Raw genomic sequence first — 19,025 nt, 5'->3', positions numbered from 1 at the left:
GGCAGCAGGGCGGGTGGGGGCTCCGGTGGAGGGCTCCCGGCCGGGGCGGCGCTTATCCGCACTGCCGGTCGGTGCGGGCGTCGCTGACGTGGTTGCCGCGCACAAGGGCGGCGCCGGGGCAGGTGCACTTGCCGCTGCCCCGGCGCCGCCGGGCGACCGGTACAAGTTCTGGTGACGGTTCGGGGGGCGGTACTACTCGATGGACATGACCGGCTTCGGGGAATCCGCCGAACAGTCAGCGACAGCCCTTTGGGGACCCGGCGCCGCGATGGTCGCCGTGGGCCGGGCGGTCAGCAGCGTTCGTCGGTCTTGACGGTGATGTCGCCGGAGTAGGGAATGGGGCCGGTCCCGTTCCAGCCCAGGGCCTGGGTGCACTGCGACAGGGTGTCGGCGCCGGAGGACCACAGCTCCACGAAGTTGGAGTCGCACTGGGGGTCCTGGACGTGCCCGCCGCTGGTGACGATGGCCGTGCACGCATTCCAGCTGCTGTGGGTGGAGCGGTAGCCCTCCCACACGTACAGGTAGGAGTAGTTCTTCCCGCAGCCCTTGTACTGCTTCACCGACGCCATCGTCTGCCCGCCGACGTTGAGGTAGGCGGTGCTGCCGATCTGCGTGACACTGGAACAACCAGCCGCAGCGGAGGCAGCCGAGGCAGCGGAGGCGGTGGCGGCATTGGCGGCGCCGGGAACAGCGACGAGCATCGGCACGGCAAGGGCCGCGACGGCAGCGATCTTGGTGAAGACGCGCATGGCGAACAACCTTCTTCCAGGAAACGGGATTGGAGGAGACGCCCGCGGCCGCGGCCGGGGCGTTGGAGTTGGGCTTCTTCCGCGGACGGGCCGCACCGCCCCCTCCCCGGTACCGGGTTGACGGGGGCACTGCGGTTCGATACAGGCCACGTGGTGCCGGTTCACCCCGCCGGCGCGGCCCGGCCGGGGACCTCGGGGCGCGCGGACGCCGGCCGATGAGGCCGAGGAGCCCGGGCGGCCGCTGCGCCGGCCATCAGGGCTGTCGCGCTCGGGTGTGTTTCTTTCCGAGCCCGACGTCATGTGTCCGGCCGATCCGAGGTGTTCGGACGGAGGCGGGCGGGTGGTTCTCGATCTCCCGGCGCGACTGCACTCATGCGGCCGGGAGGGCCGTGGGCTCGGTCCGTGGAGGTCTTATGTGAGGACGAGGCGCCAGCCACGCAGGGCCGGCGCGTGCCGCAGAGCGCGTTCGCAGACGCGGCGCAGGTTCGCGGTTGCCGTATCCGGAGTGTCCGCGATGATCGCGGCGGCGATGCAGTAGCGGTTGAGGTCGACGCGGGCGCGGATGTGTTCCACCCGGTCTTCGCGTTGGCTGTGGACCCAGATCAGATCGGTGACCGCCTCAGCCGTCAGTTGCGATGGCGCCGGGTCAGGACGGACGAGAGTCACCGCGATCAGGTGCACGGGATCCGGTCAACTCTGTGCGGGTGGTGCGGGGGGAGCGATATCCCAGTCGAAACCCGCGGCGGCGGCGGTGCGTTGGGCGGCCGAGCGATCGGCGACGATGCCGCCTGCGGCGGTGGAGCCCAGGCCGACGGTGAATGCGACGGTCAAGCCGGTGCAAACGATGCGTATCGAGTGGGTCACGACTGTTCTCTCCCGTTTCGTAACCATGCTGTGCCCGTGCGTGGTTCGCGGAACTCGTCCCGATTTTTGTGGTGCTTTCCGCTGGCGAGGAAGATCTTGCCGTCCGGGCAAGGCGGTGTCACGGCTGCAGAGGTGGCACCAAGTCGCTCGGCAGCTAAGTGCCAGATCATTTCGTCTGCGAAAGCATTGCGTCTCCGACCACCATGCACCGATGATGATCACCGACATGGGGAGGGGGCGCGGTGTTGCAAGCACTCGGATTGAACGCACTGACGGAGAGCGTCTACAGGACCCTGCTGGCCGAGCCGGACGGGGGAGTCGAGCGGATCGCCGCCGATCTGCACCTCTCGGAGGCAGAGGTACGGGAAGCACTCGACGAACTGCTGGAACTGACGCTACTGCGGCCCGCGACCGACTCCCGTACGCTGCGGGCCGTCAGCCCGCAAGTCGGACTGACCAGGCTGCTCGCCCACAACCAGAACCGGCTGCTCTTTCGCCAGCAGCAATTAGAGAGCGCCCGGACCGCGATCGAAGCCCTTTCCGCCGAGTACATCGACCGACGACGCGATGATGAGATGGTCCTGCGGCTGGACTCCCTCGAAGCCGTCCGTGACCGCCTTGAGGAACTCGCGGCAACCGCGACCGAGGAATGCCTGTCCTTGATGCGCGGAGGAGCCGTTCGCCCCGATTCCATCCAGGCCGGCAAGCACCCCAATCAGCTGGCGCTGGAGCGCGGAGTAGTCATCCGCAGTATCTTCCAGGACAGCTTCCGCAACGACCCCGAAACCCGGCGCTATGCCCGATGGTTGGCCGATCTGGGCGGCTTGACGCGCACCGTGCCGCTACTGCCGCTACGACTGGTGATCGTCGACCGCAGTATCGCCCTGATTCCGAGCGACCCCGATGACGGCCGCCGTGGCGCACTGGAACTGCACGGCGCGGCCCTCATCCAGCCCTTGTACGCACTGTTCGATGAACTGTGGCGCAGCGGAGCCGACTTCGGTCAGCCCGCCTCCCGTGACGATCAAGGCCTGACCGGGTCCGAGCGCGCTCTGCTGCAGCTGCTGGGCCATGGCCACACCGACGAGTCCGCCGGCCGCAAACTGGGCCTGTCCTTGCGGACCGTGCGTCGAATGATGCAAGACCTGATGAATCGTCTGGGCGCCGAAAGCCGCTTCCAGGCAGGGGCCCAAGCCGTGCGGAAGGGTTGGCTATGACCCCGAGGCAGCCGTACCGGCACCATAGGGGTACTCCGAGGGTTTGCCGCCCCCTCGACCGACTGCGAGCCTGCACACCCTGCCTCCCCGGGCCCGCAGCCGCCGGCTTTATACGTGAGTCGTGACAGCACCTGTCGGTCAGCGACGACAGCGTCCTGTGCCGCGGGAGAGTGATCTCGCTGAGTTCTGACAGCACCTGAGTACTTGCTTCGGGACCATGGTTGCGCTCTGCACGACGTGGGGGCATGGGTACTGCCGAAGTCCAAGGTCGATCTGCACGCGGCGATCCGCCGCGACTCCCGGGCAGGCCTGTCCGGCCGTGCGCTGGAGCGCAAGTACGGCGTCGGGCTCCGAACAGTGCAGAAGGCGTTGTCGTCGGCCTGGCCGGAGCCGCGGAAGAAGCTGCGGCCCAGGGCAACCAGGCTGGACCCGTTCAAGCCCTTGATCGACCAGATGCTGCGGGCCGACCTGGACGCGCCGCGAAGGCAGCGGCACACGGTGAAGCGGATCTCCGATCGGCTGGTGGACGAGCACGGTGCGGACGATATCTCCTACCAGATGGTCCGCGGCTACGTGGCGTCGCGGCGCGAGGAGATCCGCATCGAGGCAGGGCGGGGCACGGTGGACGCGTTCGTGTCGCAGACCCTATCGGTCGACGACGCCTTAGTGGACGTTAAGAGGCTGCGCAGATAGGCGGCTGGTCATGGGCGGCGTCGGGGGCGGGTGTCCCAGCGGTGGGTGGTCCAGGCTCGGCGGATCAGACTGCGGACGGTGATGACGGTGTCGGCGAGGTCGAAGAAGGCTTCGATGACGCTGGTGCGGCGCTCGTAGCAGCGGGCGAGGCGGTGGAAGGCGTTCTGCCAGGCGTGGGTGCGCTCGACATGCCATCGCCGGGTGGCCTGGACCGGCGCCTTGGTCCCCTTGCGCGCGATCTGACCGCACAGCTTCCGCTCGTCGAGCACGGCACGGGACTTGTCCGAGTCGTAGCCGGCGTCGAGGTGGACGGTGATCTCGTCGGGCAACGGCCCAAGTCCCTCCAGGAGATCGAGAGTTGGCGCCAGGAGCGGCGAGTCGTGGCGGTTGGCGCCGGCCAGGACGCGGCCGAGCGGGATGCCGTAGCCATCGGTCATCCCGGACCGTTTCATGCCCTGCTTGCCCCGGTCGACGGGTGAGCGTCCGGCCGCTTCGCCGCCGCCGGGGGCCTTGGTGATGGCGCCGTCCACGGCAATCTGGTCGAGGACGAGGCCGACGACGCGGTCATAGGCCTGGAGGGCGATCTGCTTCAGGCGGGCGAACAGGCCCAGGCCGATCCACTCGTCGCGGCGGCCTCGGATCGTGGCGGCCGAGCAGGTCGAGTCCGCTATCGCCTCGTAGGAGCAACCGAACCGCAGGACTTGGAGCAGCTTGTCGAAGACGATCCGGTCGCTGATCCGGCGTCGGTGGCAGCCCAGCGGGTGGGCTGGATCGAACTGTGGCCGCTGCGGCAGCAGGGCGGCGAATTGGTCCCAGAGCGGTTCGGTCAGCCAGAATGGCAGCACAGGCACAGGTCTCCCCAATGATCACAGAGCGTCGCAACTCCATGATCAAGGAACCTGTGCCTGTCTCGTCCGCCGACTGGTCCCACCAACCGCCTATCTGCGCAGCCTCTAAGTCCGTTTCTGGTAGCGGCCTCGTCCGGGTTGGGTGAGGAAGGCTTGGTGGGTGAGGCGTCCGAGGCGGCTGCGGGTGATGTTGACGGACGCCTCGTCGGTGGGCATGCCGAGGAGGTCGTGCAGCTCGCGTGCCCGGAATGCCTGGTCGGGGTGCTGGTTGAAGGCATTCACGATGGCCTGGTAGGTGGTGTTCGTCTCGGGTGGTTCGGATTCGGTTCCCGCCGGCGTGACCTCCGCGATGATCTTTCGGGCGGTGGCCAGGTCTGTGAGCCGCGTTTCGGTCTCGGTCAGGTCGGCGGCGAGCTCTTCAATCCGGGCTCGTAGTTCTGCGGCCCGGGCGGCGGCCTCGTCCTGCCGGGTTCGGAGGTCTGCCAGGAGTTCGGCGACGTTCACGCTGCCAGTCCGAGGGTGTCGCGCCAGGCCGGGGCTGGTGTGGTGAGGCGGCGGGTCATGTTCGCGGTGGAGGCCCAGTAGACGCGTGAGGCGGAGGTGTCGGGCCTGCGGAGGTGTCGGGCCTGTGGTCGTACTCGCGAGCGAGGCGCCGATGCAGCATCAAGGTGCCGTTCGTCTGCTCCACCACCCACCGTTTCGGCTGCGGGACGAAGCCCTTGCCCTGGTCGGCCGGGTTGCGGCGGACGACTTCGACGTCGATGTCCAGCAGTGCACCGTGGATGACGACCTCGTCCTTGAAGCCCTGGTCCACCAGGGCCTTCTCCAGACGCATCCCGCACCGTTCGGCGGCCTGGTCGAGCAGGGCAGTGCCGGCGGTGTTGTCGTGAGCGGAGGCGGCCAGGACGACGACACCGATGATCAGCCCCATGACGTCGACAGCCAGTCCCCGCTTGCGGCCCGACACCTTCTTGTTCGCGTCCAGTCCCGTCGTGGTCTTCGGAACACCGGCGGCCGCGCGGACGGACTGGGTGTCGATGATCACGAGGGACCGGTCCTCTAATCGGCGGGCCCTCTCCCGGACCTGGCAGCGCAGGAGTTCCTGGATCCGCTGGTCGAGCCCGTCCTGGCGCCACAGGCCGAAGTAGTAGAACACCGCTGACCAGGACGGCAGGTCATGGGGCAGGTAGCGCCACTGACAGCCCGTCCGGTTCTGGTAGAAGACCGCGTTCACGATCTCCCGCAGGTCGCAGGACCCCGGGTCCCCAGTCGCCGACCGCGCCACCCGGTCCTGCTTCCAGGCAGTGATCATCGGCTCGATCAACGCCCACTGCTCGTCCGATAAGTCGCTCGGATACGCCCGTCTGTCCATGCGCCGCAGAACATCACCCGAACCCCGACGGGCACGCCAGTACGGTCGAGGTTCATACGAACGAGCGATCACAAGCCGAGAGAAAAGGGACTTAACATCCACTGAGAACGGGCTGACCGGTCGGCTGCGGGGCCCAGGACCTGGTAGCGAAGGAGACCGCGGCCAGCCCGCGGGTCGGCGACGAGGCCCGGGTGCCGCGTGAGGTGGTCGACGTCGCCGAGGGGATGGTGCTGTGTTCGATGGACGACGAGCAGATCTACGGCCCCACCGTCTACACCTGGACCTCTGTGAGGGCAGCGCGCGCGTTCGGCGTCCTCGGGGCGAGCTGAGACACCCCTCGCCGAAGCCGCAGTAAACGATGACCTGCATCCGTTGCGCAGCCACCTTCCCCAGTCGACGCCGCAGGCGCCTGTGGCGCTCGAACGCACGTCGGGATACCACCGGCGCAGCGAACCCCTCCGCTGCGGAGCTGACCGTCCTTCAGGAATCGTCGTCTCCGGCATGGAGCCATCCAAATCAGGGAATGGCTTCTTAGTCGCACCGGGCTCGTAGAGCGGGTGAGAAGGAGCGGGCCCTCGGCAGCAGAGCGGGAGGCGCACGTGGGAATAGTGCACGCGATCCGAATGCAGAGGCTCGTCGCGGATGCCAGGCGCGCATATGCGCAGGGGGACGCCACCTTCGAAGCGTCCATCGACATCGACCCCCGGGGCATGGCCCGGGTCAGGAACCCCATGAAGGCAATCCGCAAGGAAATTGACCTGGTCGTCCGATCCGTCGAAGCCGTCGGCTGGGAGTGCGTGAACGTCGGCCAGTTCATGTACTCGATCAACATGGAGTTCGTCCGCGCGGGCTGAGCTTCAGGAGTCCCTGAACATCCCACTGCGCTGGCCTGAGGACAGCGGGATGACCGCGGCCCACGTCGCCAACATCGCCTCCGCTGCCTCCGCACCGCTGTGTGCTGTGACCTGCGGGATGGGGCTTCCCCCGTGTGTGGTCGGGGCGCGACAGCCGGGTGTTGCTCGGCGACCTCGACCCGCATCTGAGCCCTTAAGCGGTCAGCAGGTAGTTTGCGTCTCCTTCGTCGTCGAGTTCGAAGGTGCCCTCGGGGATGATGCGGAACTCATCGCCCTCGGGGTCCGCCATCACCAGAGAGCATCCGCAGGTTCTGGATTTCCTCAGCCGCAGTCATGCGGACCTCCCTCGTCGAACTGGTGACTGGAAGATCGTGCCATCCGCGCTCTGGCGCCCGACAGGCATTTTGCCTGTGCCGCGTTGACGCACGGTTCCCTGCGTCCGGGGGCGGATTCGTCTGCTGGCGCTCGGGGACGGGGACCAGGTGGTTGCGGCGGAGTCAGCCGATCCGGCCCCCGACGCCGCCCTTCTCGTGGGCGCCGCGGATGCCGGGCTGGCAGTAGAGGCTGTCCAGGCCGTAGTGCGAGCGGAACGCGGTCCACCGCTCGGTCTCAACCCCTTCTTCACTGTCAGGAAGCCGACCCCGTACTTGCGCTGCAGGGCACGCTGCGACAGGCCGGCGCGCGAGTCACGACGGATCGGCGCGTACAGATCGACCTCGGATTCCGGCAGCACCCGGGCCCCCTCGTCGTGCAGAGCACAACCATGGTCCCGAAGCAAGCACCTGGGTGCTCTCAGTGGATGTTAAGTCCCTTTTCTCTCGGCTTGTGATCGCTCGTTCGTGTGAACCTCGACCGTACTGGCGTGCCCGTCGGGGTTCGGGTGATGTTCTGCGGCGCATGGACAGACGGGCGTATCCGAGCGACTTATCGGACGAGCAGTGGGCGTTGATCGAGCCGATGATCACTGCCTGGAAGCAGGACCGGGTGGCGCGGTCGGCGACTGGGGACCCGGGGTCCTGCGACCTGCGGGAGATCGTGAACGCGGTCTTCTACCAGAACCGGACGGGCTGTCAGTGGCGCTACCTGCCCCATGACCTGCCGTCCTGGTCAGCGGTGTTCTACTACTTCGGCCTGTGGCGCCAGGACGGGCTCGACCAGCGGATCCAGGAACTCCTGCGCTGCCAGGTCCGGGAGAGGGCCCGCCGATTAGAGGACCGGTCCCTCGTGATCATCGACACCCAGTCCGTCCGCGCGGCCGCCGGTGTTCCGAAGACCACGACGGGACTGGACGCGAACAAGAAGGTGTCGGGCCGCAAGCGGGGACTGGCTGTCGACGTCATGGGGCTGATCATCGGTGTCGTCGTCCTGGCCGCCTCCGCTCACGACAACACCGCCGGCACTGCCCTGCTCGACCAGGCCGCCGAACGGTGCGGGATGCGTCTGGAGAAGGCCCTGGTGGACCAGGGCTTCAAGGACGAGGTCGTCATCCACGGTGCACTGCTGGACATCGACGTCGAAGTCGTCCGCCGCAACCCGGCCGACCAGGGCAAGGGCTTCGTCCCGCAGCCGAAACGGTGGGTGGTGGAGCAGACGAACGGCACCTTGATGCTGCATCGGCGCCTCGCTCGCGAGTACGACCACAGGCCCGACACCTCCGCAGGCCCGACACCTCCGCCTCACGCGTCTACTGGGCCTCCACCGCGAACATGACCCGCCGCCTCACCACACCAGCCCCGGCCTGGCGCGACACCCTCGGACTGGCAGCGTGAACGTCGCCGAACTCCTGGCAGACCTCCGAACCCGGCAGGACGAGGCCGCCGCCCGGGCCGCAGAACTACGAGCCCGGATTGAAGAGCTCGCCGCCGACCTGACCGAGACCGAAGCGCGGCTCACAGACCTGGCCACCGCCCGAAAGATCATCGCGGAGGTCACGCCGGCGGGAACCGAATCCGAACCACCCGAGACGAACACCACCTACCAGGCCATCGTGAATGCCTTCAACCAGCACCCCGACCAGGCATTCCGGGCACGCGAGCTGCACGACCTCCTCGGCATGCCCACCGACGAGGCGTCCGTCAACATCACCCGCAGCCGCCTCGGACGCCTCACCCACCAAGCCTTCCTCACCCAACCCGGACGAGGCCGCTACCAGAAACGGACTTAACGTCCACTCACTACTCATTTACAAAGCCACTCAGTTGATCTGGTCCGTCTCTACTGCTTCGAACTGGCGCTATGCCTGGTGGTCAGCCAGGACTGGTAGCTCTTGAATGACGATGGAGAGGCCGTCTGCTTGCTCTCTCACATGGACGGGTCACGGGGTGAGCCCAACCCGCCGAGCTGCGCGGTTGCCGCATGCCCCTGGGACCCGGTCCGCCGGTGTCCGGGGGTTGTCCGGGGTCGCGCTCCGGGTTCGGTTCGGGGTTCGGGTCCGCCGCTGTGACGAGGTGGGGTGGGGTGCTCGGTTTCTAATGTCGTCGGTATGACTCGTATCCGTCGCACCGCCGTAGTTGTCGCCCTCGCGCTCGTCCTGCCGTTGCCGATCGTCGGAGCGGGTACGGCGTTCGCCGCCGCCGGACAGGCCCCCGCCGCCACCGCGTCGGCCCCGGCCGGCCAGGGCGTTCAGCTGGAACTCCCACGCCCGACCGGCCCGCATGCGGTCGGCGTCAACACGCTGCACCTGGTCGACCGGGACCGCCCGGACCCGTGGGTACCGAGCGCGGGACCACGACAGCTCATGGTGTCGATGTACTACCCCGCCCGGCCCGGCACCGGCAGGCCCGCTCCCTACATGACCACCGAGGAGGCCCGGCTCTTCCTGAACATGGAGGGTGTCGGCAGCGCGTTCCCGGCGCAGACGCTTGCCGACACTCGTACCTACGCGTCCACCGACGCCCGCCCGGAGCACGGCAGGTACCCGCTGGTGGTGCTCTCGCCCGGCTTCGAACTGCCGCGCCAGACGCTCACCGGCCTCGCCGTGGACCTGGCCAGCCGCGGCTACGTCGTCGCGCTCGTCAATCACACGTACGAGGACTCCGGGACGACCTTTCCCGACGGGCAGACGCTCGGCTGCGCGCTGTGCGACCTGCCCAACGTGACAGACGCCGAAAACGTGCAGAGCCGGACCGAGGACCTCTCGTTCGTGCTGGACCAGCTGACCGGCCACCACTCGGCCTGGCAGTACGCGCAGTTGATTGACCGCAAGCGGATCGGAATGGCCGGGCACTCACTCGGAGGCAACGCCGTTACCGCGACCATGGCCGCTGACCAGCGGGTGCGGGCTGGCGCCGACCTGGACGGCAGGTTCTTCGTGCCGGTGCCGACCGGCGGTCTCGGCGGCCGCCCGGTGCTGCTGCTCGGCAACCCGGCGAACCACGCCGTGGGCGGCGACGAGTCGAGCTGGGCAACGGACTGGCCGGACCTCGACGGGTGGAAGCGATGGCTGACCATCACCGGCTCCAACCACGTCAGCTTCACCGACGTGCCCGTACTCGCCCACGAGGCGGGCATCCCCGGAGTGGACGGCTCGATCCCCGCGGTGCGCGCCGCGCGGCTCACCCGCGACTACGTCGCGGCCTTCTTCGACGAGCAGCTGAAGGGCATCCCACAGCCGCTGCTGGACAGCCCGTCGCCGGCCGACCCGGAGGTGGTCTTCCAGCAGCGGCCCTGACACCGCGGCGCCGACACCCCGCCGGGGTGACCGGCCCGGGTCACCCCGGAACAGGCCCGTGTCGGCGCGGGCCGCTACGCTGCACCTTCGAATCCCGGCGCGCTGGGACAACGCCAGGATTCCGAGGGCGTCGCAGTGGTCGAAGTTCAATGGCAAACGGTCAAACTTCACTGGCAAGGGACAAGTGCCGACCCGATCAGCCGCCGGAAGTTCCACCCTCTACGCCCGTCGCCTGGGCTTCGGGGTACCCCCTCAGCTGCGGGCTCGGAGCTGGACTTCTGCGTTGATGGTGCGGGCCGCGTGCGCTGATACCGGTCGTACTACGGGCAAGAATCGCCCTGCCGACGGCCGCTGAGGCCGCGCGTCCGCCGACGGCCTTTCCGAGGGGTTCGCGACCGCGCTGGCCGCTACCCGCCCCAGAGGGCGCGCACGGTTTCGATGTTCGCCTGCCCCTGCGCGAATCCGGCCAGGCCGGCGGGGGCACGGGTGCTCGGATCCAGTGGGTTCGCTCCGAAGGCGGTCCGGGCGGCCTCGTCGGCGGCGATCACCACCACCCGGGAATGCCGCTCCAGTTCGGCCACTTGCTCGTCGAGGTCGGGTGTGGGGAGCGGGGCGAGGATCAGGATCCGGTCGAAGCCCGTGGCGAGGTCGGCGTTCACCATGGTGCGCACGCCGCCGTCCACATACCGGCGGCCCGCGATCGTGGCGGGCGGCCAGACACCCGGCACCGCACAGCTCGCCGCGACCGCGTCGAGGAGGTCGACGCCCGACTTCCGGGTGAACACCACGTCCTCACCGGTATGGGCGTCCACCCCGGTGATCCGCACGTCGCCCTCCGGCCAGGAGGGCAGGGCCAGCCGGGCGGCGACCGAGGCCCGCCGGGCGGCCTCGTCCACGGTCGACGCCGCCAGCGCGAGCGCGCCGACCCTGCGTCGCTGCTCCTGCGGATCGTCCGTGCCGGTACGCGCCTCGGTGAGCCGCAGCCACAACGCCTGTACGTCGAGTCCGATGGGCGTCAGCTCCGTCTCGGCGCCGTCCGGCCGTGGCTTGATCTGCTGCTCGTAGCGCTCGGGCAACGACACCTCGGACCGTAGCTGCGCCGCCACCACCGAGCCCGCCGACGTCCCGATCACCACATCCGGCGTCCTGACGTCCACTCCTGACGGGCCGTCCGCCAGCCCGGCGAGCACGCCGAACGTCCAGGCGATCCCGGCCACGCCGCCGCCTCCGAGTACAAGAGCCTTGTCCCGCCCCACCTGGTGTCCCCGTTCCTTTCGGTCCGTCCCGACACCGCGAGCCGTTCTCGCGGGTGTTGTACGGGCACAACCTGACGGAGGAGCCGTACGTTCCGGTCCGTACGGTGATCTCCGTCTCAACGGAGCCGGCCGCGAATCGGCCGGCTGACCGGGGCGGCCACCAGGCCCGGGGAGATCACGGACCGTCAGATGTCGCAGCGCCAGCAGCGGTCCGCCAGCCGCTGGGCGATCCCGGCCCGCTTCGGCGTCCGGTCCGGCAGCAACGGTTCCATCCGCCGTCCCGCAACACGCTGCAACGTGGGGCCCGTGCTGAGCCCGTGTGGCAGCGTGTTGCTGACGTTCCGGGGTGGTGTGGTTGGGGTGTGGGGTGGGGTTGTTGGGGGTTCGGTGATTGAAGCCCATCGGGCAGTTCGTTGGTCTTGTCCGTCAGGCCGAGCAGGGGCAGACAAGCGCTGAGTCCGTTGATTGCGACGCTTGCCTGCTGGTGCTCCTCCCACCGCGCGCGCGAGAGCCGCAGTCGGCGCATGACGGTGACCTGGCCGCGCACGGTGAGGTGCTCGATGCCGTCTGGCTCGTAGCCGAGCTTGCTGGACACCCGGAACGATGACGGGTTGTCCGCGAAGGCGCCGGAGGTTGCCTCGGCTGCTTCCAGCCCTACGAATGCCAGGTGGAGGACGGCTGCGCGCATTTCGGTGCCGATGCCTCGTCCCTGGTGTCGAAGGCCGATCCAGGAGCCTGTGTTGACCTCACACAGGGTCGCGTAGTTGCGGGCGGCGATCGTCTGCTGACCGACGATCTGGCCGTGTTCGAAGACCGCGAGGTTCAGCGCCCAGTTGTCCGGGGTCCAGTTGCCGAGCCGGAGCCAGTGGTGCTGAACCACCGAGCGTGCCCGTTCCCGGGGAGGCAGATCTGTCCAGGGGACGGAGAAGGGCATGCGGTCTGGATCGTGGACGCCTTCCGCCGCAAGGTCGGCCAGCTCGGAGAGTTCCTCGTCCTAGGGCAGGCGGAGTTCTAATCGAGGCGTGGTCAGTCGCAGTCCGAGCAGAGGCCGGTGGTCGATGAGCATGAGTCATTCCGTAGGGCCGAGGGGACTCCGATCACCTTGTCTTCTCCGCAGAGAGCGCTGGCCGAGATGTCGTCGCCGCGGCGTGAACCACGATCGACTGGGTCCGTGCCCACGGTGGAGCGCAGACCTCATCCGGGTCGCACCCGACACCGTGGCGTCCGACATCTTCGCCAGCCCGACGACCGTCAAGGCCGCCCTCGCGAAGGCGGTACCTGCGCCACGTCCGCACCCGAGGATCGTGCACTCGGCCGCCCCGCTGCCGAACACGGATGCGTAGCCCGCCACCTCGGCATCAGTGCGTAGCTGGCGATGACCTGCGACGGCCTGGGCCGTCTTTGTTTGGCCTGACCAACCACGTTTGAGTGCGGTGACGGTGCCCCGGCTAGACTTCTGCTGGCGTCCCGGGGCGCCACCCGTCCGCGGACAGGGCCGAGCCCACCCGGCTGTGCGTTGCGGTATCGGCATCGCTCTCTGCCTCCTTTCAGCCCCGCGTAGCGGACCGCGGGCCTTGGAAGGAGGTCGCCATGGCGACTGTCCGTCTTCCCGACGATCCGAGCTTCGAGCAACTGCGCAAGCAGGCGAAGGACCTTCGCGACCAGGCCAGGTCCGGTGCGCCGGACGCGCTGGGCCTGGTGGGCTCCCACCACCCGGACGGGCCGCGCCCGCCATCACTCGCCGGTGCGCAACTGGTCATCGCCCGCCGCCACGGTTTCCCGTCGTGGGCCGCGCTCAAGCGGCACGTCCAGATCATCCGGCACTACCGCCGTACCCCGGACCAGGTCGACGCGGCGAGCTCACCTGCGGACGAGTTCCTGTTGCTGGCGTGTCTGCGGTACGGCCACGACGACGACCCGGCCCGCTGGAGGCGGGCCGCCGCACTGCTCGCCGCCCACCCCGGACTCACCACCACCTCGGTGCCCGCGGCGGCAGCCGCGGCCGACACCGACGCGCTCGCCGGCCTGCTCGCCGTGGATTCGACGCTGGCCACCGCCGAAGGCGGCCCGTTCGCCTGGGAGCCCCTCCTGTACCTCGCGTACGCCCGGCATGATCCCTCCATCCGCGCGGACGCGGTCGTCCGGGCCGCCCGCATGCTGCTCGACCACGGCGCCGACCCGAACGCCGGCTACCTGTGGCACGGCTTGACCTCGCCCTTCACGGCGCTGGCCGGAGCGCTGGGCGGCGGCGAGGGCGGGCAGCCCGGCCACCCGAGGGCCGATGCGCTGGCCCGCACCCTCCTGGCTGCCGGCGCCGATCCCAACGACGCCCAGGCCATGTACAACCGGCAGTTCGGTTCCAGCGACGACCACCTGCGTCTGCTGATCGACCACGGCCTCGGGCACGGCGGCGGCCCGTGGCGGGCGCGGCTGGGCGACGCGATTCCCTCACCCGCCGACCTGATCGCCGATCAACTCTGGTGGGCGGTCACCCACGATCTCGCCGACCGGGTAGGGCTGCTCGCCGAGTGCGCCGACCTGCGCGCCCCATTTCGGTTCCCCGACGATCGCCCGGCGCACCTGCGAGTCTGGAACGGCACCACACCGGCACGCCTGGCCGCGCTGTGCGGCAGCACACGGGCGCTGGGGTACCTGGACGCGCACGGCGCTGCCTGGTCACCGGCTGACGGCGTCGACGCATTCGTCGCGGCAGCCCTGGCAGGCGCACACGCAACCGTCGAGCGATTGCACGCGCACGCCGGCACCGCACGCCGGCGGCGGCCCGGGCTGATCGTATGGGCGGCGGCCCGCCGTGCCTGGCGCGCCGTGCCCCTGCTGGCGGCACTCGGATTCGACGTCAACGCACTGAGCCGTGGCGACGTCCCCCTCGAACAGCCATGGGAGACCGCGCTGCACCAGGCAGCGGCCGCCGCCGACGTGACCGGCGCGAGCCTCCTGATCGATCTGGGCGCCGACCCGAACATCCGCGACGCTCGGTTCGGTGCCACACCGCTGGGCTGGGCCGAGCACTTCAGCCACACCGAAGTCGCCCACCTCCTGCGGCCACTGACAAACCGGTGAACCGGCAACCCGACACCATGATCAAAGACCGAACACGTCAACAGGTGGGGAGGTCGACGAAGAATCGCGGGAGGAGGCGTTGGAGAGCGCGGAGGCCGGTGGGCGGATTGACGCGGCGGTGACCACGCAGCCCGTCGCGCTCACGGACCTGGTCAACGGCGCCTCGGACAACCACCCGGTGACCGTGTACGCGACCTACGCGAGCCTGGAGCGGATCGTGCGGGCGCACCGTGACTTCGGCTTGGCCCGGTGGGACCTGGTCGTCATCGACGAGGCGCACCGTACCGCTGGATCCGATGGCAAGCCGTGGGCGGCTGTCCACAACGACGCGGACGTGCCCGCGCTGCGCCGGCTGTACTTCACCGCGCCCCCGCGGGTCGGCGATGAGACCCGCATCCCAAGGTGGTCGACGTCGCGGAGGGGATGGTGCTGTGTTCGATGGACGACGAGCGCATCTACGGCCCCACCGTCTACACCTGGAGGCTCGGGCAGGGCATCGAGCACGGCTACCTCGCCGACTACCGCGTCCTCGTCCCCGTCGTCACCGACGAAGACCTCCGCGAACTCCTCAACCTCCCCGCCGTCGCCGACCTCCGCTCGCAGCGCTCCAACGAGGACCTGCTGCGCCTGGCGCTGCAGATCGCCGTGCTGCGCGCGGTCGCCGACCTGGACCTGCGCCGCGTGATCACCTTCCACTCGCGGATCGCTTCGGCGCGTGCGTTCGCCGGCGACCTGCTGGCCGCCTCCGAACTGCTGAAGGACCAGGACCGCCCGGAGCGGCTGTGGGCACGCGCCGTCGCGGGGACGGACCGGCTCAAGGACCGCCGCGAGGCCTTCAGGGACTTCGCCGCGCACACCGGCGAGGACGGCGACGGCCTTGGCCGCTTGTCCGGTGAAAGCGCCGAACTGTCGGGTCGCGCCGGTGTTGTCGGTGATGGTGGCTGTCGTCGTGATGGTTGGGGTCCGGGGCTGTTGGCCCTACGGGACCGGAAGAAGACGCTGACCTGCCTGGCTGATGCCGAGCCGAGCGCTTGAGGGTTCGAACCGAGGGGCGGGTTCGGGGCCGGTTCGGGGCGGTGAGTCGGGGGGAGATACCGTCGCCTGGTGCTGTTCCGTATTCTCCTGACCCGGCGCTGGCTGGTCCTGACCCTCGTCTTTTTCGCGATCATCCCGGTGATGGTCCTGCTCGGACGATGGCAGTACCACCGCTATGAGCAGACCAACCGGCAGAACGCCGTGACCGCCGCCGCGATGAAGGCGCCGCCGGTCGCGATGGACGTCATCTCGCACCCCGGCCGGACCGTGCCTGGCACGCAGACGTACCGCCCGGTCACCGCGACGGGGCGCTACGACCCGTCGGACGAGTTCGTGATCCGCCAGCGCACCGCGGCGGGCGGCGGCACGGTCGGCTACTACGTGATCACCCCGCTGGTTACCGACGGGGGCAATCTGGTGCTGGTCAACCGCGGTTGGGTCAGCTCGGGCGCGGACGCCACCGTCTACCCGACGGTGCCGCCGGCCCCCTCCGGCGAGCTGACCGTGACCGGCCGGCTGCGGCCCGATGAGACCTTCAAGAGCACCGGGATCCGCGAGCCCGCCGGCCTGCCGGACCGGATGTTCATGCGGATCGACAGCGGCGTGCAGGCCGCGCGGCTGAAGCGGCCGGTCGTCGCGGGCTACCTGGAACTGGTCTCCACCAGCCCCACCCCACCGGCCGCCGACGAGGCCGAGCTGGTGCCGGCCCCCAACGTCACCACCACCAACGACGCCGCGGTGGTCGGCCAGGGCGTCCACCTGCCCTACGCGATCCAGTGGTGGCTGTTCGCCGCGCTGATCCCGACCGGTTGGGTCGTCCTGCTCCGCCGCGACCTCCGCGAGGCCCGCGAGCAGCAGGCCCCCGTCCCGGCCGCTTAGCTTGGCTCTGTCGGTGATCTTGGGGATTCCCTGGCTGAGTAGCGTGGTCGGTGGGTGGGCTCGTGGCTGTGGTGCGGGCCGACCTGGTGGTGAGGTGCGCGTTGTCCGTTCGTCCCCGTTCCGGTGAGCAGGTTCCCGCTTCGACTGTGCGGGTCGCACGGGCGAGCAATCCGATGCGCCGGGCCATGAGGTCGAGCGTCAGCTCCTCGCCGAGGTGCTCCTCCTGACCGAAGCCCTGGACAACCCGGACAACCGTGCCGCCTGCGACCGGCGCCAGAAGGCCCGCGAGAAGAAGGCCCGCCGGGCCCACCGCGAGCTGATGCGGACCCTGGCCTGCGCCGGCTGCGGCCAGGTCCCCGGGCAGGAGAGCATCTACGAGTATGGGCTCCACGGTCAGTGGACCCGCCGCCCCGGTGGCCGCTCTGCCCCTGCCACCACAAGCACCGGGAACGCCAGGAGAAGGCCGCCGCCAACGCCCGCAAACGCCTGGAGGCGAGGTCGAGCGGGCCGTCTTCCAAGGGGTCGCGTGGTACAACGGTGAACGGCTCCACTCCGCCCTCGGCTACCTCCCGCCCGACGAATACGAACAGGCCTGCTGGACGGGACTGGAGAAAGTCCCGCGGGCCGCTTGATCACACGATCGCGGACTCCACCAAAGCCGGGGCAGCTCATCCCCGGCCCGCCGTGAAGCCCGGAAATCGGACAACCTGCCTTCAACTACCACGAGTCAGTCGAGCACTCGCAGAACACCCACTCAGCTTGACTCTGTCGGGGATCTTGGAGTTCCCGGTGTGCCCGCCTGATCAGCGGGCATGCTCCGGGCTGAGAAGTCGTTGTCGTACCGATCATGGTGAGCATCGGTTCGAATGGGGCGACCCGGTCGGGTGATCTCCAAGTGGTGTGCGCATGAAGGCAGGGCCTCCTGTTCAGTTCGAGGTTGTCGACGCCCCAACCACACAGGAGGCCCTGTGTCGCAGTCTTTCGCTGTCCTGCCGGTTGAGTCCAACTCGGCTGCCCGATCGTGTGATTGCCTCGCTCACCGGTTCGGGAATGCGGGTGACCGTCCGGACCGTGTGCGCCGCTACGACTCGGACATGACGGACGCGGAGTGGGCCGTCGTGAGGGATGTGCTGCCCGTTCCGTCGTGGTTGGAGGGGCGGGGTGGGCAGCCGGAGGGCTACTGCCACCGGCAGATGTTGGACGCTGTCCGATACCTGGTGGACAACGGGATCAAGTGGCGGGCGATGCCGGCCGACTTTCCCGCGTGGGACCGCGTTTACGCGTTCGTGCGGCGGTGGCGTGCGCGGGGCCTGCTGGCCGAGTTGCACGACCGGCTGCGGGGCCTGGTGCGCGAGGACGCCGGCCGCGACCCGGAGCCGACCGCCGCGGTGATCGACGCGCAGTCCCTGCGTGCGGCGGCCACGGTGCTGGCGTCCTCACGCGGGTACGACGGGGCGAAGAAGGTGCCGGGGCGCAAGCGTCGCATCGTGGTCGACTGCCTCGGACTGCTGCTGGCCGTGGTGGTCACCGCCGCGAACGTGACGGACCGGGATGGCGCGATGCCCCTGCTGGAGCGGGTGCGGGCCCGCTACCGGAAGATCGTCCTGGTCTGGGCCGACGGCGGCTACGCGGGCCGCCTGGTCACCTGGGCGAAGCAGGCACTGCGACTCACCCTCGAGATCGTCAAACGCAGCGACGACGCGTCCGGCTTCGTGGTGCTACCCAGGCGCTGGGTGGTGGAGCGCACGCTGAGCTGGCTGATGCGCTCGCGGCGTCTGGTCCGCGACTACGAGACGCTGCCCGCCGTCCACGAGCAGATGGTGCTCTGGTCGATGACGATGCTCATGACGCGCAGGCTGGCCCGGCGGCGAGCGTGAACCGGCCCGGGGACGGCTCGACGGCCCAGCCCCGGTCCGCCAGCCGCTTCATCCTCGACCGGACCCCTTCCACGCTCGCCGGGACCGGCTCCAGCCCGAGCGCGGCGGCGATCTCCTGGCACGTCATCACCGCGTTCCGGCCGGTCCCTCGCTCGGCGAGCGTGGCGAGGATGCGCTGGTAGTCGGGAGCGAGCACGTCCACGGACAGCGCGGGACGCCACACCGGGACGATCGATCCCGCGCGAGCAGCCCTCGGCACGGGAACCTCGGCAGGCGCGTTCGTGGCGGGCTCCGACACTGGAGGCTCACCAGCTGCAGAGCCGGCCTCACCTGCCTCCAGGGGCCGCGGCACGGACAGGACCTCGCCGACGCGCTGCCTGGCGATCAACCACTCGTGCCAGGCCGTCTCCGCTTCCGCAAGCTCGGCGAGCACCCGGTCGGCCACCTCCCGAAGCTCTTCCACGCGCTCCCGCGGGGCCAGTTCCCGCTCCTCGAGAAGACCCACGACCGACGCCATCCCGACACCTCCACCAGCGAGACAACCCAACGGCCCGAGCATGCCTCGCCCATGCCGACATCATGCCTGAGCTGCGAAAACACGCCGATCAAGTTCGGTACGACAACGGCTTC

The 19,025-nt window shown here is 69.3% G+C and carries 18 protein-coding genes and 4 pseudogenes; 12 read left to right on the top strand and 10 right to left on the bottom strand.

Annotation, left to right across the window (positions count from 1 at the left end; all coding sequences use genetic code 11):
* Window positions 1–290: 290 nt before the first annotated feature.
* The 3 genes from ACSMTC_RS00520 to ACSMTC_RS00510 form a co-directional block, all read right to left on the bottom strand.
* Window positions 291–749, bottom strand: a complete 459-nt coding sequence (locus ACSMTC_RS00520; protein WP_436557608.1) for a chromo domain-containing protein — start codon at window positions 747–749, stop codon at window positions 291–293.
* A 411-nt stretch (window positions 750–1,160) separates the two neighbouring features.
* Window positions 1,161–1,430, bottom strand: coding sequence for a hypothetical protein (locus ACSMTC_RS00515; protein WP_436557607.1), 270 nt, complete (start codon window positions 1,428–1,430; stop codon window positions 1,161–1,163).
* Window positions 1,431–1,439: 9 nt separating this feature from the next.
* Window positions 1,440–1,580: a hypothetical protein gene (locus tag ACSMTC_RS00510; protein ID WP_436557606.1), complete on the bottom strand. Its 141-nt coding sequence runs from the start codon at window positions 1,578–1,580 to the stop codon at window positions 1,440–1,442.
* Window positions 1,581–1,855: 275 nt separating this feature from the next.
* On the opposite strand from ACSMTC_RS00510, the gene ACSMTC_RS00505 reads away from it, so the two are divergent.
* Window positions 1,856–2,830, top strand: coding sequence for a LuxR C-terminal-related transcriptional regulator (locus tag ACSMTC_RS00505; RefSeq protein ID WP_436557605.1), 975 nt, complete (start codon window positions 1,856–1,858; stop codon window positions 2,828–2,830).
* 237 nt (window positions 2,831–3,067) lie between these two features.
* Window positions 3,068–3,523, top strand: coding sequence for a hypothetical protein (locus ACSMTC_RS00500; RefSeq protein WP_436557604.1), 456 nt, complete (start codon window positions 3,068–3,070; stop codon window positions 3,521–3,523).
* 8 nt (window positions 3,524–3,531) lie between these two features.
* Here the strand turns inward: ACSMTC_RS00500 and ACSMTC_RS00495 are convergent, their stop codons facing one another.
* The 3 genes and pseudogenes from ACSMTC_RS00495 to ACSMTC_RS00485 all read right to left on the bottom strand — a co-directional run bounded on the left by ACSMTC_RS00495 (window position 3,532) and on the right by ACSMTC_RS00485 (window position 5,743).
* Window positions 3,532–4,374, bottom strand: a complete 843-nt coding sequence (locus ACSMTC_RS00495; RefSeq protein WP_436557603.1) for an IS5 family transposase — start codon at window positions 4,372–4,374, stop codon at window positions 3,532–3,534.
* A 102-nt stretch (window positions 4,375–4,476) separates the two neighbouring features.
* On the bottom strand, window positions 4,477–4,875 hold the full coding sequence (locus ACSMTC_RS00490) for a hypothetical protein (protein WP_436557602.1): 399 nt from the start codon (window positions 4,873–4,875) through the stop codon (window positions 4,477–4,479).
* A pseudogene (locus ACSMTC_RS00485) lies at window positions 4,872–5,743 on the bottom strand (IS5 family transposase). Before ACSMTC_RS00485 ends, ACSMTC_RS00490 begins: the two are co-directional and overlap by 4 nt.
* Window positions 5,744–5,934: 191 nt before the next feature.
* Between ACSMTC_RS00485 and ACSMTC_RS00480 the strand changes: the two are divergent.
* Complete coding sequence (locus tag ACSMTC_RS00480; protein ID WP_436557601.1) at window positions 5,935–6,072, top strand: hypothetical protein; 138 nt, start codon at window positions 5,935–5,937, stop codon at window positions 6,070–6,072.
* Window positions 6,073–6,366: 294 nt separating this feature from the next.
* Window positions 6,367–6,597, top strand: coding sequence for a hypothetical protein (locus ACSMTC_RS00475; protein WP_436557600.1), 231 nt, complete (start codon window positions 6,367–6,369; stop codon window positions 6,595–6,597).
* A 193-nt stretch (window positions 6,598–6,790) separates the two neighbouring features.
* Here the strand turns inward: ACSMTC_RS00475 and ACSMTC_RS00470 are convergent.
* Window positions 6,791–6,901, bottom strand: a pseudogene (locus ACSMTC_RS00470) (VOC family protein); the annotation flags it as partial.
* 593 nt (window positions 6,902–7,494) lie between these two features.
* Between ACSMTC_RS00470 and ACSMTC_RS00465 the strand changes: the two are divergent.
* The 3 genes and pseudogenes from ACSMTC_RS00465 (at window position 7,495) to ACSMTC_RS00455 (ending at window position 10,267) form a co-directional block, all read left to right on the top strand.
* A pseudogene (locus ACSMTC_RS00465) lies at window positions 7,495–8,366 on the top strand (IS5 family transposase).
* Window positions 8,363–8,761: a hypothetical protein gene (locus ACSMTC_RS00460; RefSeq protein WP_436557599.1), complete on the top strand. Its 399-nt coding sequence runs from the start codon at window positions 8,363–8,365 to the stop codon at window positions 8,759–8,761. The pseudogene ACSMTC_RS00465 and the gene ACSMTC_RS00460 overlap by 4 nt, the downstream one beginning before the upstream one ends.
* Window positions 8,762–9,079: 318 nt before the next feature.
* Window positions 9,080–10,267 (top strand): alpha/beta hydrolase family protein, encoded by a 1,188-nt coding sequence (locus ACSMTC_RS00455; protein WP_436557598.1) that lies wholly within the window; start codon window positions 9,080–9,082, stop codon window positions 10,265–10,267.
* Between the two features lie 407 nt (window positions 10,268–10,674).
* Here the strand turns inward: ACSMTC_RS00455 and ACSMTC_RS00450 are convergent, their stop codons facing one another.
* Together ACSMTC_RS00450 and ACSMTC_RS00445 are read right to left on the bottom strand one after the other, a co-directional pair.
* On the bottom strand, window positions 10,675–11,523 hold the full coding sequence (locus tag ACSMTC_RS00450) for a patatin-like phospholipase family protein (protein WP_436557597.1): 849 nt from the start codon (window positions 11,521–11,523) through the stop codon (window positions 10,675–10,677).
* A gap of 175 nt (window positions 11,524–11,698) precedes the next feature.
* Window positions 11,699–12,499 (bottom strand): GNAT family N-acetyltransferase, encoded by an 801-nt coding sequence (locus ACSMTC_RS00445; RefSeq protein WP_436564561.1) that lies wholly within the window; start codon window positions 12,497–12,499, stop codon window positions 11,699–11,701.
* Window positions 12,500–13,113: 614 nt separating this feature from the next.
* Between ACSMTC_RS00445 and ACSMTC_RS00440 the strand changes: the two genes are divergently transcribed.
* The 5 genes and pseudogenes from ACSMTC_RS00440 to ACSMTC_RS00420 all read left to right on the top strand — a co-directional run bounded on the left by ACSMTC_RS00440 (window position 13,114) and on the right by ACSMTC_RS00420 (window position 18,395).
* Window positions 13,114–14,604 (top strand): hypothetical protein, encoded by a 1,491-nt coding sequence (locus ACSMTC_RS00440; protein WP_436557596.1) that lies wholly within the window; start codon window positions 13,114–13,116, stop codon window positions 14,602–14,604.
* A gap of 118 nt (window positions 14,605–14,722) precedes the next feature.
* Window positions 14,723–14,965, top strand: a pseudogene (locus ACSMTC_RS00435) (DEAD/DEAH box helicase); the annotation flags it as partial.
* Between the two features lie 41 nt (window positions 14,966–15,006).
* Complete coding sequence (locus tag ACSMTC_RS00430) at window positions 15,007–15,639, top strand: DEAD/DEAH box helicase (protein WP_436564925.1); 633 nt, start codon at window positions 15,007–15,009, stop codon at window positions 15,637–15,639.
* A 69-nt stretch (window positions 15,640–15,708) separates the two neighbouring features.
* The gene (locus ACSMTC_RS00425) at window positions 15,709–16,518 is read left to right on the top strand and encodes an SURF1 family cytochrome oxidase biogenesis protein (RefSeq protein ID WP_436557595.1); all 810 of its coding nucleotides are present in this window, start codon (window positions 15,709–15,711) and stop codon (window positions 16,516–16,518) included.
* 1,094 nt (window positions 16,519–17,612) lie between these two features.
* Window positions 17,613–18,395: an IS5 family transposase gene (locus ACSMTC_RS00420; protein ID WP_436557594.1), complete on the top strand. Its 783-nt coding sequence runs from the start codon at window positions 17,613–17,615 to the stop codon at window positions 18,393–18,395.
* Here the strand turns inward: ACSMTC_RS00420 and ACSMTC_RS00415 are convergent.
* Window positions 18,361–18,912: a winged helix-turn-helix domain-containing protein gene (locus ACSMTC_RS00415; RefSeq protein WP_436557593.1), complete on the bottom strand. Its 552-nt coding sequence runs from the start codon at window positions 18,910–18,912 to the stop codon at window positions 18,361–18,363. The genes ACSMTC_RS00420 and ACSMTC_RS00415 overlap by 35 nt on opposite strands.
* Window positions 18,913–19,025 lie beyond the last annotated feature (113 nt).

Source organism: Kitasatospora sp. HPM-01-4, from assembly GCF_051374625.1.
GTDB lineage: Bacteria > Actinomycetota > Actinomycetes > Streptomycetales > Streptomycetaceae > Kitasatospora.
The sequence above is the reverse complement of the archived record's forward strand: the minus strand, read 5'-3'. Positions and strand labels throughout refer to the sequence as shown.

Excerpts from the sequence above, each read along its gene's own strand:
- ACSMTC_RS00520 (WP_436557608.1), bottom strand. The coding sequence starts at position 749 with ATGCGCGTCTTCACCAAGATCGCTGCCGTCGCGGCCCTTGCCGTGCCG.
- ACSMTC_RS00475 (WP_436557600.1), top strand. The coding sequence starts at position 6,367 with ATGCAGAGGCTCGTCGCGGATGCCAGGCGCGCATATGCGCAGGGGGAC.
- ACSMTC_RS00455 (WP_436557598.1), top strand. The coding sequence starts at position 9,080 with ATGACTCGTATCCGTCGCACCGCCGTAGTTGTCGCCCTCGCGCTCGTC.
- ACSMTC_RS00440 (WP_436557596.1), top strand. The coding sequence starts at position 13,114 with ATGGCGACTGTCCGTCTTCCCGACGATCCGAGCTTCGAGCAACTGCGC.
- ACSMTC_RS00420 (WP_436557594.1), top strand. The coding sequence starts at position 17,613 with ATGACGGACGCGGAGTGGGCCGTCGTGAGGGATGTGCTGCCCGTTCCG.
- ACSMTC_RS00415 (WP_436557593.1), bottom strand. The coding sequence starts at position 18,912 with ATGGCGTCGGTCGTGGGTCTTCTCGAGGAGCGGGAACTGGCCCCGCGG.